At 75.6% G+C, this 15,970-nt stretch carries 13 protein-coding genes; 9 read left to right on the top strand and 4 right to left on the bottom strand.

Annotated features, from left to right (window positions below; all coding sequences use genetic code 11):
• Positions 1-20: 20 nt before the first annotated feature.
• Positions 21-1,349, bottom strand: coding sequence for a M15 family metallopeptidase (locus tag IG69_RS21215; protein ID WP_051750645.1), 1,329 nt, complete (start codon positions 1,347-1,349; stop codon positions 21-23).
• A gap of 345 nt (positions 1,350-1,694) precedes the next feature.
• Here IG69_RS21215 and IG69_RS0115950 point away from each other — a divergent pair, with 345 nt between their 5' ends.
• The 6 genes from IG69_RS0115950 (at position 1,695) to IG69_RS0115925 (ending at position 8,099) form a co-directional block, all read left to right on the top strand.
• Positions 1,695-2,057, top strand: a complete 363-nt coding sequence (locus IG69_RS0115950) for a single-stranded DNA-binding protein (protein WP_051750644.1) — start codon at positions 1,695-1,697, stop codon at positions 2,055-2,057.
• Positions 2,058-2,066: 9 nt separating this feature from the next.
• Complete coding sequence (locus tag IG69_RS0115945) at positions 2,067-4,421, top strand: ATP-binding cassette domain-containing protein (RefSeq protein WP_030529168.1); 2,355 nt, start codon at positions 2,067-2,069, stop codon at positions 4,419-4,421.
• Complete coding sequence (locus IG69_RS0115940) at positions 4,418-5,197, top strand: 2-phosphosulfolactate phosphatase (protein ID WP_030529167.1); 780 nt, start codon at positions 4,418-4,420, stop codon at positions 5,195-5,197. The genes IG69_RS0115945 and IG69_RS0115940 overlap by 4 nt, the downstream gene beginning before the upstream one ends.
• 152 nt (positions 5,198-5,349) lie before the next feature.
• Positions 5,350-6,078, top strand: a complete 729-nt coding sequence (locus IG69_RS0115935) for an SGNH/GDSL hydrolase family protein (RefSeq protein WP_030529166.1) — start codon at positions 5,350-5,352, stop codon at positions 6,076-6,078.
• A 28-nt stretch (positions 6,079-6,106) separates the two neighbouring features.
• Complete coding sequence (locus IG69_RS0115930; RefSeq protein ID WP_030529165.1) at positions 6,107-7,237, top strand: methyltransferase domain-containing protein; 1,131 nt, start codon at positions 6,107-6,109, stop codon at positions 7,235-7,237.
• Between the two features lie 37 nt (positions 7,238-7,274).
• Positions 7,275-8,099 (top strand): DUF1028 domain-containing protein, encoded by an 825-nt coding sequence (locus IG69_RS0115925; RefSeq protein WP_030529164.1) that lies wholly within the window; start codon positions 7,275-7,277, stop codon positions 8,097-8,099.
• A 333-nt stretch (positions 8,100-8,432) separates the two neighbouring features.
• On the opposite strand, the gene IG69_RS0115920 is transcribed toward IG69_RS0115925, so the two are convergent.
• Complete coding sequence (locus IG69_RS0115920; protein WP_030529163.1) at positions 8,433-9,056, bottom strand: L-threonylcarbamoyladenylate synthase; 624 nt, start codon at positions 9,054-9,056, stop codon at positions 8,433-8,435.
• 20 nt (positions 9,057-9,076) lie between these two features.
• Positions 9,077-9,529, bottom strand: a complete 453-nt coding sequence (locus IG69_RS0115915; RefSeq protein ID WP_030529162.1) for an OsmC family protein — start codon at positions 9,527-9,529, stop codon at positions 9,077-9,079.
• Between the two features lie 85 nt (positions 9,530-9,614).
• Between IG69_RS0115915 and IG69_RS0115910 the strand changes: the two genes are divergently transcribed.
• On the top strand, positions 9,615-10,223 hold the full coding sequence (locus IG69_RS0115910; RefSeq protein ID WP_030529161.1) for a histidine phosphatase family protein: 609 nt from the start codon (positions 9,615-9,617) through the stop codon (positions 10,221-10,223).
• A gap of 4 nt (positions 10,224-10,227) precedes the next feature.
• Here the strand turns inward: IG69_RS0115910 and IG69_RS0115905 are convergent, their stop codons facing one another.
• On the bottom strand, positions 10,228-11,709 hold the full coding sequence (locus IG69_RS0115905) for a glutamate-cysteine ligase family protein (protein ID WP_030529160.1): 1,482 nt from the start codon (positions 11,707-11,709) through the stop codon (positions 10,228-10,230).
• 92 nt (positions 11,710-11,801) lie between these two features.
• On the opposite strand from IG69_RS0115905, the gene IG69_RS0115900 reads away from it, so the two are divergent.
• Both IG69_RS0115900 and IG69_RS0115895 read left to right on the top strand, forming a co-directional pair.
• Entirely contained in the window at positions 11,802-12,974 is a 1,173-nt protein-coding gene (locus IG69_RS0115900) for an exonuclease SbcCD subunit D (protein ID WP_030529159.1), read from the top strand.
• Positions 12,971-15,970 carry an AAA family ATPase gene (locus IG69_RS0115895; protein ID WP_030529158.1) on the top strand — a complete coding sequence of 1,000 codons (3,000 nt, stop codon included), beginning with the start codon at positions 12,971-12,973 and terminating at the stop codon, positions 15,968-15,970. Before IG69_RS0115900 ends, IG69_RS0115895 begins: the two co-directional genes overlap by 4 nt.

Raw genomic sequence — 15,970 nt, 5'->3', positions numbered from 1 at the left:
TCGGTCGGGCGCGTCACCGCTCAGCCCGCGTACTCCCAGTGCCACGGCTCGGGGAGCTGACCGCCGGCCTCCGCCCACGCGGGGTGGAACCAGCCGTAGAGGGGTGCGTTCTGCCGCATCCAGCGGTGGGCCGCCGAGCCGAAGTCGTCGATGCCGCCGCACAGGTCGAGGGCTCGGCCGAGACCGTGCCGGCTCGTGCCGGGGGTGGCGGCGAAGCTGCCGCGGGTGCCCTTGATCGCCACCTGCTCGGGGTAGGAGCGGTAGGAGTCGGTGACGCACAGGGGGCTGCCGGTCTGCGCGGCGTAGGCCTGGCTCATCGCGTTGAAGGCGGCGGCCGCGGCAGGGGAGAGGCGCTCGCCCGGGGCGCTCCACAGCGGGCAGAGCGCGCTGTCCGGGAACTGGCCGTTGGGGTGGTCGCCGCTGTCGTCGGAGCACGGCTTGCCGACGTGGGCGGTCTCGACGACGGCGTTCGAGAGCGCGTCGCGCAGGCGGGCGGCCGCCTTCTTGGCCTCGGGGGTCCTGGCGCCGACGAGGGCGCTGGCGATGGGGCCGGCCTTGTCGACCTCGTTCATCTGCAGCGCCCGCAGCGCGCCGATCTTCTCACGCTGCTCGCGCATCACGCCGTCGAGCTCCTGCTTCGCGGCGGCGACGCGGACGCGGGCGTCGGTGGCGGTCCGCTCGGCCTGCTCGGCGGTCGTCGTCAGGCGGACCTGCTCGGCGGTGAGGACGCGCACCTCCTGGAGGGCGCGCGTGCGCTCGCCCGTCAGGTAGGAGAGGTCGCCGAGGGGGTCGCTCACCTCGTCGTCGCGGGCGTCGAGCGCGTCGAGCATCCCGGTGAGGTCGGAGTTGCCGCCGCCGTTGGAGTAGACGTCGAAGACCCAGTCGCGGACCACGGCCCGGGCCCGGGCCAGCCGGTCCTCGAGGGCGGCCAGGTCGGCGCGGGCGCCCTCGGCCTCCTCGTGGGCGTAGTTCTCGGTGTCGGTCGCCGCGGCGAGCTCCTCGAGGACGGTGTTGGAGCGGGCCGAGAGCTCGTCCATCTTCCGGGTCTGCACGGCGAGCTCGGAGGTGGAGCCCTCGATGACGGCGGAGATGCGGTCGGCCTCGGCGACCTGGGCGGCGACGACCTCGGGGGAGAGGGTGGGGTCGGCGTCGGGCTCGATGTCGCCCTCCGGCGGGTTCCCGGTGACGACCGGCGCGAGAGTCGCTGTGGCAGTGGGGGATACGCTCGGAGACGGCGTGACCGAGGCGGTCGGCGTGGGGGTCGCGACCGGGTCGGCGACGGCGGCGGCCGCAGCCGGGCCGAGCGGCACCGCGGCGGCGACGGCGACCACGAGTGCGCGGCGGAGCACGGCCCCACGGACGACGGAAGAACGCACCACGACTCGTTTCGAATGGTCTCGGGGCGCCGCGGACGACGCCCGGCGCGCAGCCCTGCACCGCGTACCTGCACCCACCATAGGTCGCCGACCCGGCACCTGTCCCGGGTCCGCGGCGAAAGGTCACCCGATCGTCAGGTGCACGTCGGCCGGGCGGCCGGGCCGGGGTCGGCCGGTCGGCCCCCGTCGTCCACAGGCGGGGGAGCGGGCCGCGCCCGTCCACAGGTCGCGCTGCGGTCCTTGCCGCCACCCTCCGTCCGGGGGTGTGCTGGTCCCGGGACCCGGCGACCGGCGCCGGGCCGGGCTCCAGGGGGTCTCATGGCACGAACCAGCGACGTCGACCGCACGACCGTCGACCGGACCGGCGACGTCAACACCGTCCACCTCGTCGGGCGCGTCACCTCGCTCGACCCGCCGCGCACGCTGCCCAGCGGCGACGTCGTCCACGGCGTCCGGGTCACCGTCGGCCGCGACGCGCGGGCCCGCCCGGGTGTCGACGCCCTCGACGTCGCGTGCTGGAGCGCCGTGACCCGCCGGGTCGCGGGCCGGCTCGAGGTGGGCGACCGCGTCGAGGTCGACGGCAGCCTGCGGCGGCGGTTCTTCCGGGCCGGCGGCGCGCCGGCGAGCCGGTACGAGGTGGAGGCCCGGCGGCTCCGGCGGGTCGCGGGGGGCTCGCCCTAGGGTGGGCGGATGGACGGGGCCGACTCGCACGACGTCATCCGGGTCCAGGGGGCCCGCGAGAACAACCTCAAGGACGTCAGCGTCGTCCTGCCCAAGCGCCGGCTCACGGTGTTCACCGGGGTGTCGGGGTCGGGCAAGAGCTCGCTCGTCTTCGGCACGGTCGCCGCGGAGGCCCAGCGCCTGGTCAACGAGACCTACAGCGCGTTCGTCCAGGGCTTCATGCCGAGCCTCGCCCGGCCGGACGTCGACCGGCTCGAGGGGCTGACGACGGCGATCATCGTCGACCAGGAACGGATGGGCGCCAACCCGCGCTCCACGGTCGGGACGGCCACCGACGCGCACGCGATGCTGCGCATCCTCTTCAGCCGCCTCGGCCGTCCGCACGTCGGCCCGCCGACCGCGTTCTCCTTCAACGTGCCGACGCGCACCGCGAGCGGGGTGATGGCGACCGAGAAGGGCGGGCGCGTCGAGAAGAGCGTCGTCAAGGGGGCGGTCTACCTCGGGGGGATGTGCCCCCGGTGCGAGGGAATGGGCCAGGTGACGGACATCGACCTCGGCGCCCTCTACGACGCCGAGCGCTCGCTGGCCGACGGTGCGCTGCTCGTGCCCGGGTACTCGATGGACGGCTGGTACGGGCGGCTGTTCGCCGGGATGGGCCTGCCCATGGACGTCCCCGTCGGTTCGTTCACCGCGAAGCAGCTCGACACGATGCTCCACGCCTCCCCGACGAAGATCCGCGTCGAGGGCGTCAACCTCACGTTCGAGGGGGTCGTGCCCCGCATCCGTCGCTCGATGCTCAGCAAGGACCCGGAGGCGATGCAGCCGCACGTCCGGCGGTTCGTCGAGCGGGCCGTCACCTTCCAGACCTGCCCGGGCTGCCACGGGGCCCGGCTCGGGCCCGAGGTCCTCGCGTCGCGCGTGCACGGGCACAACATCGCCGAGCTGTGCGCGATGCAGGTGAGCGACCTCGCCGCGTGGGTCGCGGATCTCGACGAGCCGTCCGTCGCGCCCCTGCTCGCGGGCCTGCGCCACCTGCTCGACTCCTTCGTCGACATCGGGCTGGGCTACCTCTCGCTCGACCGGCCCGCCGGGACGCTGTCCGGCGGGGAGGCCCAGCGGACGAAGATGATCCGGCACCTGGGGTCGGCCCTGACCGACGTCACCTACGTGTTCGACGAGCCGACGATCGGGCTGCACCCGCACGACATCGGGCGGATGAACGAGCTGCTCCTGCGGCTGCGCGACAAGGGCAACACCGTGCTCGTCGTCGAGCACAAGCCCGAGACCATCGCCGTCGCCGACCACGTCGTCGACCTCGGGCCGGGAGCCGGCGGCGCCGGGGGAGAGGTCTGCTTCGAGGGGAGCGTCGAGGAGCTGCGCAGGAGCGACACCGTCACCGGCCGCCACCTCGCCGACCGGGTCGCGCTCAAGCGCTCGGTCCGCACCGCCATGGGCGTGCTCGAGGTCCGGGGCGCGTCGACGCACAACCTGCGCGAGGTCGACGTCGACCTCCCGCTGGGGGTGCTCTGCGTGCTCACGGGCGTCGCCGGCTCGGGCAAGAGCTCGCTGGTCAGCGGGTCCGTCGAGGGACGCGACGGGGTCGTCGTCGTCGACCAGGGCGCCATCAAGGGCTCTCGCCGCAGCAACGCAGCAACGTACACCGGTCTGCTGGAGCCGGTCCGCAAGGCCTTCGCGAAGGCCAACGGGGTGCCGGCGTCGCTGTTCAGCTCCAACTCCGAGGGCGCGTGCCCGACCTGCGGCGGGGCCGGGGTCGTCGTGACGGAGCTGGGCGTGATGGCGAGCGTCGAGACCCCCTGCGAGGAGTGCGAGGGCCGGCGGTTCCGGGCCGAGGTGCTCGGGTACACCCTCGGCGGCCGCTCGATCGCCGACGTCCTCGCCCTGACCGTCACCGAGGCCGAGGCGTTCTTCGCGGCGGGGGAGGGGCGCGTCCCGGCCGCCCACCGGGTGCTCCGGCGGCTGGCCGACGTGGGCCTGGGGTACCTGACCCTCGGGCAGCCGCTCACCACGTTGTCGGGTGGCGAGCGCCAGCGGCTCAAGCTCGCGACACGGATGGGGGAGTCGGGCACGACCCTGTACGTGCTCGACGAGCCGACCACCGGCCTGCACCTGGCCGACGTCGAGAACCTGCTCGCCCTGCTCGACCGCCTCGTCGACGGCGGAACCTCGGTCCTCGTCGTGGAGCACCACCAGGCCGTCATGGCGCACGCCGACTGGGTCGTCGACCTCGGGCCGGGCGCCGGCCACGACGGCGGGCGCGTCGTCTTCGAGGGCACACCGGCGGACCTCGTCGCCGACGGCTCGACGCTCACCGGGCGCCACCTCGCCGCGTACTGCGCGTCGTGAGCGCACCGTTCGACCAGTCGGACGCTGCGGTCCGGATGGAGTGGGGGCCGGTCGGCGCGGGCGTCGTGCGCGCCGACCTCGCGGTCGTCGTCGACGTGCTCAGCTTCACGACGGCCGTCACCGTCGCCGTGGGCCGGGGGAGCACCGTGCTGCCGTTCGCCTGGCGGGACGAGCGTGCCGCGGCGTACGCGGCCTCTCACGACGCCGTCCTCGCCGTCGGCCGACTCGAGGCCCGGCGCGCCGGGGCCGTCGGGGCGCCGTCGCTGTCGCCGGCCGGGCTGCTCACCGGGCCGGTCGTGCCGCGCCTGGTGCTGCCGTCGCCGAACGGCTCGACGATCAGCGCGTCCCTGCGCGACGCCGGCGCGCACGTCGTCGCCGGGTGCCTGCGCAACGCCTCCGCCGTCGGGCGGTGGCTCGCACCGTCGGTGGCGTCCGGGTCGACCGTGGTCGTCGTGGCCGCGGGTGAGCGCTGGGTCACCGACGGGTCGCTGCGCCCGGCGCTCGAGGACCAGCTCGGCGCAGGAGCCGTCCTGACGGCCCTGAGGGACGCCACGGGCTCGACGTCGGCGTGGAGCCCGGAGGCACTGAGCGCGGCCGAGCTGTTCGACGTCGTCCGGCCGCGGCTGCGCGAACGACTGCACGCGTGCGTCGGCGGGCGCGAGCTCGCCGCCGCCGGCTTCGGGGACGACGTCGACGTCGCGGCCGACCTCGACGCGAGCGAGGTGCTGCCGGTGCTCACCGAGCGGGGTTTCGGGGCTGCCGGCGCCCTCTCGTAGAACGCCGATAATCGACATTATGTCATTACGCGTCAGGAGAGACGACGGTGCGGCGGCCGACCCGCTCCCCGCGTAGGCACGGGCCGTCACCGCGGCGTCGAGGTGTGACCGGTCGGACGTCGACGCCGCGCAGCGCCACCTACAGTGAGCCGGTGCCGGACCTCGACCCGCTCCTGGGCTACGCCAACCGCACCGGCCGTGCGCCGGGACGCGGCGTGCGAGCCCTCGGTGTCGTCCTGCCGGGCGTCCGCCGGGTCCAGGGCACGGCCGCCCCGTGGGCCGACGCCTGGGCCGCGCACAACCGCCGCGCCCTCACGACGCCGGGTCGCCGGTGGGTCGTCCTCGGCGACTCGATGTCGCAGGCGGTCGGCGCCTCGGCCTGGGACACCGGCTGGGTCGACCGGGCCGCCGCGAGCCTCGCCGACGACGGACTCCCCCTCGTCGTCGTCAACCTCTCGGCCACCGGCGCCCGCACCGCCGACGTCGTCGACCAGCAGCTGCCCGTCCTGCGCGCCCTGCCGCCGGCGCTCGGCACCGACGCCCCCGACCTCGTCTCGGTCATGGTCGGGTCCAACGACCTCTTCGCCGGTGGTGCCGTCCGCGACCGCCTCCCCGACGAGTTCGGCCGGATGGTCGCCGCCCTGCCCCGGGGCGCCGTCGTCGCGACGCTCCCCCAGCCGCGCACCGCGGCGCACCGGGCCAACGCCCACCTCGAGCAGGCCGTGGCCCGCGGCGAGCTGCACCTGGTCGACATGCGCGCCGAGGGCCCGAGCAGCTGGCGCGGGCGCCTGGCCGCCGACCTGTTCCACCCCAACGACGCCGGCTACGCCGAGCTGGCCCGCGCCTTCGTGCCGCACCTGCGCGCCGCCCTGCAGGCCTGACCGCCGCACCGCCGTACGCTGTCCCGCGATGCAGTGCGACTACTACGACGCCGGCCGGTGCCGCTCGTGCACCCTCATGGGCACGCCGTACGCCGACCAGCTGGCCGAGAAGGTCCGGCACGTCCGCAGCACGCTCGCGCCGCACGCCGGCGCCACGACCTGGCTCGAGCCGGTGCGCTCCCCCGCGTCGCACTTCCGCAACAAGGCCAAGTTCGTCGTCGGCGGCAGCGCCGGACGCCCGACGCTCGGCATCCTCGACACCGGTGGCCGGGGTGTCGACCTGCGCCGCTGCGGCCTCTACGAGCCGGGCCTGTCGGCGACCTTCGACCCGCTGCACCGCCTCCTCGCCGACCACCGCGTCGTGCCGTACGACGTCCCGGCCCGGAGGGGCGAGCTCAAGCACCTGCTCGTGACCCACTCCCCCGACGGCGAGCACCTCGTGCGCTTCGTCGTCCGGACGCAGGAGGGGCTGCAGGCCGTACGCCGGCTCCTGCCCGACCTGCGCGCGGCGCTCCCGTCGGCCCGCGTCGTCACCGTCAACCTCCACCCGGAGCACAAGGCGGTGCTCGAGGGCGAGACGGAGGTCGTGCTCACCGACGACGCGGTGCTGCCGATGCGCCTGGGCGGGGTCACGCTGCGGCTCGGGCCGCGCGCGTTCTTCCAGACCAACACGACGGTCGCGACCGCCCTCTACGCCCAGGCGGCGGAGTGGGCGGACCGCCTCTCCCCCACCGCCGTCACCGACCTGTACTGCGGCGTCGGCGGCTTCGCGCTGCACCTCGCGGCCCCCGGTCGCCGCGTCACGGGCGTCGAGGTGTCGTCCGAGGCGGTCGCGGCCGCCCGGGCATCGGCCAGCGAGATACGTTCTGCCACAGCGGGTCTCGACATCACCTTCACCGCCGGGGACGCGACCGACGGCGTGCCCGGCGACCCCGACCTCGTCGTCGTCAACCCGCCGCGGCGGGGCATCGGCGCCGACCTCGCCGCTCGGCTCGAGGCCTCGCCCGCCCGCCACGTCGTGTACTCCAGCTGCAACGTCGACACCCTCGCCCGCGACCTCGACGCCATGCCGTCCTTCACCGTCCGCGAGGGGCGCGTCGTCGACATGTTCCCGCAGACCCGACACGTCGAGACCGTCCTGCTCCTCGAGCGCGCCTGACCCGCCTGCGTCCCCGGCGCCGACCTAGGGTCGGGTCATGACCTTCTCCATCGCCGCCCGCGACGGGGACGCCTGGGGCGTCGCCGTGGCCAGCAAGTTCCTCGCCGTCGGATCCGTCGTACCCCGGGTCGTCCCCGGCGTCTGCGCCGTCGCGACCCAGGCGATGGCCCGCGTCGCCTACCTCGACGAGCTCGAGGCCGGGCTGCGGGCCGGCGACGCCACGTCCGCCGTCCTCGCCGCGGCCACGGCGGCCGACCCCGGTCGCGAGGACCGCCAGGTCGGGGTCGTCGGCCCGGACGGCGCCGCGACCTTCACCGGGTCCGGCTGCATGACGTGGGCCGGCGGCGAGGCCGAGGGCGACGGGCGCACCGCCTTCGCCGTGCAGGGCAACATCCTCACCGGGCCCGAAGTGGTCGAGGCGATGGTCACCGCCTGGCGCGCGCAGGCGGACCTGCCGCTGGAGACCCGGCTCATGGCGGTGCTGCTCGCGGGCGACGCGGCCGGCGGCGACTCCCGCGGCCGGCAGAGCGCTGCCCTCCTCGTGCGCGCCCCCGGCGCCGGCTACGACGCGAGCGGCGTCGTCGCGGACCTGCGGGTCGACGACCACCCGGACGCGACGACCGAGCTCGCCCGCCTGCACGGCCTCTCGACGCTGTACTTCGGCACGGCGCAGGACGTGCGGCCGCTGACCGGCGAGCTGCGCGACGAGGTCGGCGCCCGCCTCGCGGCGCTCGGCCACCCCGGCGAGGTCGAGGCCGCGCTCGAGGCGTGGATGGGCGAGGCCAATCTCGAGAACCGGCACGCCGCCGGCGGCATCGACGCGCGCGTCCTCGCCGTCCTGCGCGGCGAGGAGCAGGGCTGAGACCGCCGGCAGACCGGTCCTTGACCGAACTGTTCGCAACCCTGACCGACTCCTGACGCCACGCTGGCCACCGCCTGACCCACCGGCGATAACGTTGTCGGCAGGTGGTCAGCAGGTCCTCCGGCCGCAGGCCCGGCACCGTCGAGGTGCCGCCTGTCCTCCCCCTCCGGCCGCGGCCGGGGACCGACCACCCACCGCCGCCTCGGCGCCGGCCGGCTCACCGGCGCCGAGGCGCACAGACCCGTCGGCGTCGCGCCGCAGGCCGTGGGTACCCCGGTCCGGCGCGACGCCGACAACCACTGCGACGTCGACGACCACTGCCCCGGGCCTCGCTCAGCGTACGGGCCAGGCCCCCGCCCCCTGGCGGACGACCTCGCCCGACGGGTCGGCGCCGGTGAAGTCGACGACCGTCGTGGGCTCGGTGCCGCACTCCCCCGAGTCGATGACCACGTCGACCACGTGGTCGAGCTCCTCCTTGACGCTCCAGCCGTCGGTCATCGGCTCGCTCTCGCCGGGGAGGATGAGCGTCGAGGAGAGCATCGGCTCGCCGAGCGCCGCGAGCAGCGCCCGGACGACCGGGTGCTCGGGGATGCGGACGCCGACCGTGCGCTTCTTCGGGTGCAGCAGCCGCCGGGGCACCTCGTGCGTCGCCGGGAGGATGAACGTGTACGGCCCGGGGGTGGCCGCCTTGACCGCGCGGAAGACGTGGTTGTCGACGTGGACCAGCTGCCCGAGCTGCGCGAAGTCGCGGCAGACGAGCGTGTAGTGGTGGCGGTCGTCGAGCCGGCGGATCGTCCGGATCCGCTCCTTGGCCTGCTGGTCGCCCATCCGGGCCCCGAGCGCGTAGCCGGAGTCGGTGGGGTACGCGACGAGGCCGCCCTCGTCGAGCACGGCCACGGTCTGCGCGATCGAGCGCGGCTGGGGGTCGACCGGGTGGACGTCGAGGTAGCGCGCCATCCCGTCAGCCTAGGCCCGCGTCAGTCCTCGTGGTACGTCACCGGGGCGCCGCGCTGCACGGTGCGCGAGACGGTGCACAGGCGGTCACCACTCTGGGCGATGGCCCGCGGCAGGCGCTGGCGGGCGCGGTCGCCGTCGGCGCCCTCGGGGAAGCGCACGCGGAAGGTGATCTCGATGTCGGAGAGGTGGTTGCCGCCCTCGTCCTTGCTCTTCTCGCCCTCGGACACGACGTCGAAGGAGGTCGGCTCGGCGATCCGGCTCGTGATGAAGTCGACGTCGGTCGCGCTGCAGGCGGCCATCGAGACGAGGAAGAGCTCGACCGGCGTGAAGTCCGGCGAGTCGCCGCCACCGCCGACGAGCATCGTGCCGCCGCGCTCGTTGGTCACCTCGTAGAGGCCCTTGCCGACGCGGGTCATCGACACGCTGCGGTGGCCGAGCCCGGTCCCGCCGGTCACCTCCTGGGGCTGCACCATGCCTGCTCCGTCCTCTCGGGTCCGGGGCCGACGTCCGCCGGCCGCGGGCGCCATCCTGTCACCCGGGGGCTGGAAGGATGCGGGCATGTCCTCACGCGGCCGCCTCGTCCTGCTCCGTCACGGCGAGACCGAGTGGTCCGCCACCGGACGGCACACCGGTCGGACCGACCTGCCGCTGACGTCGGCCGGCGAGCGCGACGCCGCGGCGCTGCGGGGGCCGCTCGGCACCTTCGACGTCGCCCGCGTCGTGTCCTCCCCGCTCCAGCGGGCCCGGCGCACCGCGGAGCTGGCCGGGCTGCGGGTGGACCGGGTCGACCCGGACCTGCACGAGTGGGACTACGGGGGCTACGAGGGGCTGACGACCCCACAGGTGCGCGAACGGCGCGGCGGCGACGCGTGGACCGTGTTCGAGGACGGCGTGGTCCCCGGCGACACCCCCGGTGAGACCGTCGAGGAGGTCGCGGCGCGGGCCTCGCGGGTGCTGCAGCGGGTGGAGCCCGACCTCGCCACGGGCGACGTCGTCCTCGTCGGGCACGGCCACGCCCTGCGCGTCCTCACCGCGACCTACCTGAGGCAGGAGCCGCGGTTCGGGGCCTGCGTCGTCCTCGACGCGGGGGCGCTGTGCGTCCTCGGGCAGGAGCACGGGCGCCCGGCCATCCTCGCCTGGAACGCGCGCGACCGGCCCACCGGCTGACGCCCTACGGCAGCGGCCAGGTGTGCACCGGCTCGTTGGAGTCCATCAGCTCGGAGTAGCGGGCGAGCATCCGGCGCAGCGCGTCGCGCCGGCCGTGCCCCTGCGCCTCGAGGTGCTCGACCGTGCGGGTCTGCCACTCGGCGCCGTTGACGCCCGTCGTCGCCCGCCCCTCGATGATGCCGAGGTAGCGCTCGCGCACGGCGTCCGAGACGCCCCACGACCGCAGCCCCTCGTGGGCCATCGGCAGCAGGTGGCGCAGGACGAGCTCGTCGGCCGAGACCTCGCCGAAGCCCGGCCAGTACAGGCGCGCGTCCATCCCCGAGCGGGCCGCCCGCTCGAAGTTGTCGGCGCAGGCGGCGAAGCTCATCTTCGTCCAGACCGGCCGGTCGGCGGCCGCGAGGTGGCGCACCGCGCCGTAGTAGAAGGCGGCGTTCGCGAGGACGTCGGCGATCGTCGGGCCGGCGGGCAGGACGCGGTTCTCGACCCGTAGGTGCGGGGTCCCGCCGACGATGTCGTAGATCGGACGGTTCCAGCGGTAGACCGTGCCGTTGTGCAGGCGCAGCTCGGCGAGCTCGGGCGCGACCCCGGCCTCGAGCTTGGCCATCGGGTCCTCGTCGGTGATCTCGGCGAGGAGGGTCGGGAAGTAGCGGACGTTCTCCTCGAAGAGGTCGAAGATGGAGGTGATCCAGCGCTCGCCGAAGAAGACGCGCGGGCGCACGCCCTGGTTCTTCAGCTCGATGGGGCGGGTGTCGGTGGCCTGGCTGAACAGCTCGATGCGCGTCTCGGCGTGCAGGCGCTTGCCGAAGAAGTACGGGCTGTTGGCGGCCAGGGCCAGCTGCACCGACGACAGCGCCTGGGCCGCGTTCCAGTGCTGCGCGAACTCGTGCGGCGCGACCTGGAGGTGCAGCTGCACCGACGTGCACGCCGACTCGGGGGCGATCGAGGAGCAGTACGTCGCCACCCGCTCCCCCGTCGGGCCCTCGATGTCGAGGTAGACGTCCTCGCCGCGGGCCAGGACGATCGAGTCGTTGAGGGCGGTGTACCGGTTGTTCGCGCTGATCCAGTCGCCCTCGTAGTGCTCGGGCATGATCGTCGGGAGGATGCCGATCGCGACGATCTTCGAGCCCACCTCCTTGGCCGCCTGGTCGGCGGCGTTGAGGCTCTCGCGCAGGTCGTGCTCGAGCTCGATCGCGGAGTCGCCCGGCAGCGGCCGCGGCGGCACGTTGAGCTCGATGTTGTAGCGCGCCAGCTCGGTCTGGTAGCCGGGGTCCGCGATGGCCTCGAGGACGGCCGCGTTGTGGAAGTGCGGGTCCTGCTGCTCGTCGACGAGGTTGAGCTCGATCTCGAGGCCGGTCATCGGCCGGTCGAACTCGAACGAGCTCGTCGTGAGCATCCGCTCGAAGACGTCGAGGTTCTGACGCACCTTCTCGCGGTACCGCTGACGCTCCTCGCGCGAGTAGCTCTGCGCCGTGACCTCCGCACCCATGACGACAACCAACCACATCCGGTGGGGGCGCGGAAGCCGGAGCCGCGTTTCGGTCCACGGGGCTGTCGGGGGTGTCTCCTAGCGTGGACCCCGTGCGGTTCCTCCACACCTCCGACTGGCACCTGGGACGCTCGTTCCACGGGGTCGGGCTCCTCGCTGCCCAGGCGGCCCACCTCGACCACCTCGTCGAGGTCGTGCGCACCGAGCGGGTCGACGCCGTCCTCGTCAGCGGCGACGTCTACGACCGGGCGATGCCGGCTCCCGACACGGTCGCGCTGCTGTCGCAGACCCTCGAGCGGGTCGTCGACGCGGGTGCGCAGGTCGTCGTCTCCAGCGGCAACCACGACTCGGCGGTGCGGCTCGGGTTCGCCTCGGGCCTGCTCGAGCGCGCCGGCGTGCACATCCGTACCTCCGTGGCCGACGTCGGCCGGCCGGTGCTCGTCGGCGACGTCGCCGTGCACCCCCTCCCCTACCTCGAGCCCGCCCTCGTCGCCGACGCCCTCGGCGCTCCCGAGCGCACCCACGCCGCGGTGCTGCGGGCGGCCCTCGACCGCGTGCGCGCCGACGCGGCGACCCGTGGGGGGCGCACCGTCGTCATGGCCCACGCCTTCGTCTCCGGGGGGTTCTCCAGCGACTCCGAGCGCGACATCGCCGTCGGCGGGGTGGCCGCCGTGCCGCTCGACGTCCTCGACGGGGTCGACTACGCGGCGCTCGGGCACCTGCACGGGCGCCAGCGCGTCTCCGACACCGTGCGCTACAGCGGCTCCCCCGTCGCCATGAGCTTCAGCGAGCACGGCCACACCAAGGGTGCCCTGCTCGTCGACCTCGGCGGGGCGAAGCCGGTCGTCACCGAGGTCGACGCGCCGGTCGAGCGTCCCCTCGCCGTGCTGCGCGGCACCCTCGAGGACCTGCTCGCCGACCCGCGGCACGCACCGGCCGAGCGCGCGTGGTGCCAGGTCACGCTCACCGACGCCGCCCGCCCGATCGGCGCGATGGAACAGGTCCGCCGGCGCTTCCCGCACACCCTCGAGCTGCGCTTCGAGCCCGAGGGCGCCGCCGTGCCGCTGCGCTCCTACGCCTCGCGGGTGCAGGCGGCCTCCGTCGTCGACGTCTGCTGCGACTTCCTCGACCACGTGCGGGGCGGGCGCCCCGTCGACGAGGAGGAGCGGGGCCTGCTCGACGAGGCCGTCACCGCGGCGCGCGTCGCCCGCGGCCTCGCCGACGACGAGGGCGTCGCGTCGAGCCGGGGAGCGGGCGCGGCGTGAGGATCCACCGCCTCGAGGTCCAGGCCTTCGGGCCCTTCGCCGGGCGCGTCGACGTCGACCTCGACGCCGCCGCGTCCGCGGGGCTCTTCCTCGTCCACGGCCCGACCGGCGCCGGCAAGACCAGCCTCCTCGACGCCGTCTGCTTCGCGCTCTACGCCGACGTCCCGGGCAGTCGCTCGCGGCGCTCGCTGCGCTCCGACCACGCCGACGCCGAGACCCCGCCCGAGGTCGTGCTCGAGGTGACGGTCGCCGGCCGGCGCCTGCGCATCACCCGCTCCCCGGAGTGGTACCGCCCCAAGCGCCGCGGCGACGGCACGACCCGCGTGCAGCCCTCGGTCGTCCTCGAGGAGCTGCGGTCCGGGCGCTGGGCGGCGCTGAGCACCCGGCACGACGAGGTCGCCGACGTCGTCAAGGACCTGCTCGGGATGGGCCTGCAGCAGTTCTCCACCGTCGTGCTGCTCCCGCAGGGCGAGTTCGCGCGCTTCCTGCGCGCCGAGCCCGAGGAGCGACGCGCGCTGCTCGAGCGGCTCTTCGACATCGGCGTGTACTCCGACGTCGAGCAGTGGCTGGCCGAGACCCGTCGCACCGGCGCCGCGGAGCTCGACGAGGCCCGCTCGGCGCTGGACGCCGACCTGCTGCGGCTCGCGGACGCCCTCGAGCCGCTCGCGACGGCCGACGCCGACACCGCCCTCGCCGAAGGCCCCCTCGAGCAGCTTCAGGACCGGCTCGGTGCCGTCGCCGCCGACCTCGCCGAGCGCCTCACCGACTCGCTGGCCGCCCTCGACGCGGCCGAGGGCGCCGAGGGCGCCGCCCAGCAGGCGCTCGCCGACGGCCGGGCCGTCGCCGCGGCCCGCGCCCGGGGCGAGGCGGCGCAGGCACGGCTCGACGCGCTGGAGGCCGCCGCCCCCGAGCACGACGCGCGCACCCGCCGGCTCGAGGCCGCAGACCGCGCCGCCGGCCTGCGCGGCCACCTCGCCGCGGTCGAGCGGCTCGGGCGCGAGGTCACCGACCTCGAGCGCGCCGTCGGAGACGGGCGTCGCCGCGTCGCGGACCTCGGGGTCGAGGTCTGCGACGACGCCGACCTCCTCGCCGAGCAGGTCGCCGCCCTCGACGACACCGTCGCCGCCGTCGCCCGGCACACCGAGGCCGCTCGCGACCTCGGGACGGCGCTCGCGGAGGGCACCGCCCGGGCCGAGACCCTCCGCGCCCGGCACGCGCGGCTTCTGCTCGAGCTCCCGGCCGCGCGCACGCTCGCCGCGGACGCCGCCGCCCTCGTCACCCGGCTCAGCGTCGAGGGCGGGCGCACCACCGACCTCGCCGCCGCCGTCGCCGAGGAGGAGCGCCGGCTCGCCCTGCTCGACGAGGTCGAGGCCGACCGGGCCGCGCGGGCGGCCCTCGACCCGGCGCTGCTCGCGGCCCGCGACGCCCTCTCCGAGCGGCTCGCGGACCTCATCGGGCTGCGCCAGCGCCGCCTCGACGAGATGGCCGCCGAGCTCGCGACGGCGCTCGCCGTGGGTGAGCCGTGCCCGGTCTGCGGCGGCACCGAGCACCCGAGGCCCGCCCACGCCACGGACCCCGTCACGCCGCAGCAGCTGGCCGCCGCCGAGGACGAGGCGAGCGCCGCGCGCGCCACGCTCTCCGGGCTCGAGGCCCGCGCCGGCGCCCTCGACGCGGCCGTCCGCACCCGACGCGAGGTCCTCGAGGGCGCCGACCGCAGCACGGTGGTGGCGGCGCGCGACGCGGCCACCGCATCCCTCGCGCAGGCCCGCGCCGCCGAGCACCGTCTCGCCGAGGCCACCGCCGAGCAGGCCCGGGCCGGGGCGGAGGCCGAGCGCCTGTCCACCCTCGTCGAGCAGACCGCGACGACGCTCGGCACGCTCGAGGAGCGGCTCGGCGAGGTCACCGCCGAGGCCGAGTCCGTCCGCGACCGGCTGGCCGAGGACCTCGCCGCGCACGCCGACTGCCCGTGCCGCGGCACCGAGCCGGCGCACCACCGGTCCGTGCACCGGGTGCTCGCCTCCCTCGCCCACGAGCAGGACGCCCTCGTGGCCGCCCACCAGCGGCGGGACGAGGCGGCCGCCGCCCTCGAGGCCGCCCTCGCCGAGGCCGGCTTCGCCGCCGTCGACGAGGTGGCCGCCGCGCTCCTCCCGGTCGCCGAGACGGACCGGCTGCGCGACCTCGTCCTCGCGCACGGCCGCGACCGCGCCGCCGCCCGCGCCGTGCTCGACGACCCGGACGTCGCGGTCGCCCTCGCCTCCCCCGCACCCGACCTCCCGGCCCTGGTCGAGGCCCACGGCGCCGCCCGGCGCGCCGTCCTCGCCGGCAGCGCGGCCCACGACGTCCTCGTGCGCGCCGGCCGGGCCCTGGACCGCCTGCGCCCGGCGCTGGAGGAGCAGGCCGCGCTCGTCGTGCGCCTCGCCGAGCGCCACGCGCGAGTGCGCGACCTCGCCGACACCGTCGCCGGGACCGGCGCGGACAACACCTTCCGGATGCGCCTCAGCGCGTTCGTGCTCGCCGCCCGCCTCGAGAAGGTCGCCGCCCTGGCCAACGAGCGGCTCGCCGTCATGGGCGCCGGCCGCTACCTGCTCGAGCACTCCGACGACCGCGCGGCCCGCGGGGCGCGGTCCGGGCTCGGCCTCAAGGTCCTCGACCAGTGGACCGGCCGCGTCCGCGACACCGCCACGCTGTCCGGCGGCGAGGCGTTCATGGCCTCCCTCGCCCTCGCGCTCGGCCTCGCCGACGCCGTCCGCGAGGAGGTCGGCGGCCTCGACCTCGGCACGCTGTTCGTCGACGAGGGATTCGGCAGCCTCGACGACGACAGCCTCGAGCAGGTCGTGTCGGTGCTCGACGGGCTGCGTGAGGGCGGCCGCGCCGTCGGTGTCGTCAGCCACGTCGCCGACCTGCGCTCGCGCATCACCCACCAGGTCGTCGTGACCAAGGGGGTGTCCGGGAGCGGCGTCGCCGTCCGTGCCGGCGACGCCGCCCCCGCGGCCTAG

Source organism: Phycicoccus jejuensis, assembly GCF_000720925.1.
Classification (GTDB): Bacteria; Actinomycetota; Actinomycetes; order Actinomycetales; family Dermatophilaceae; genus Phycicoccus; species Phycicoccus jejuensis.
Note: the sequence above shows the minus strand (reverse complement) of the source record. Positions and strands in the feature narration are given on the sequence as shown.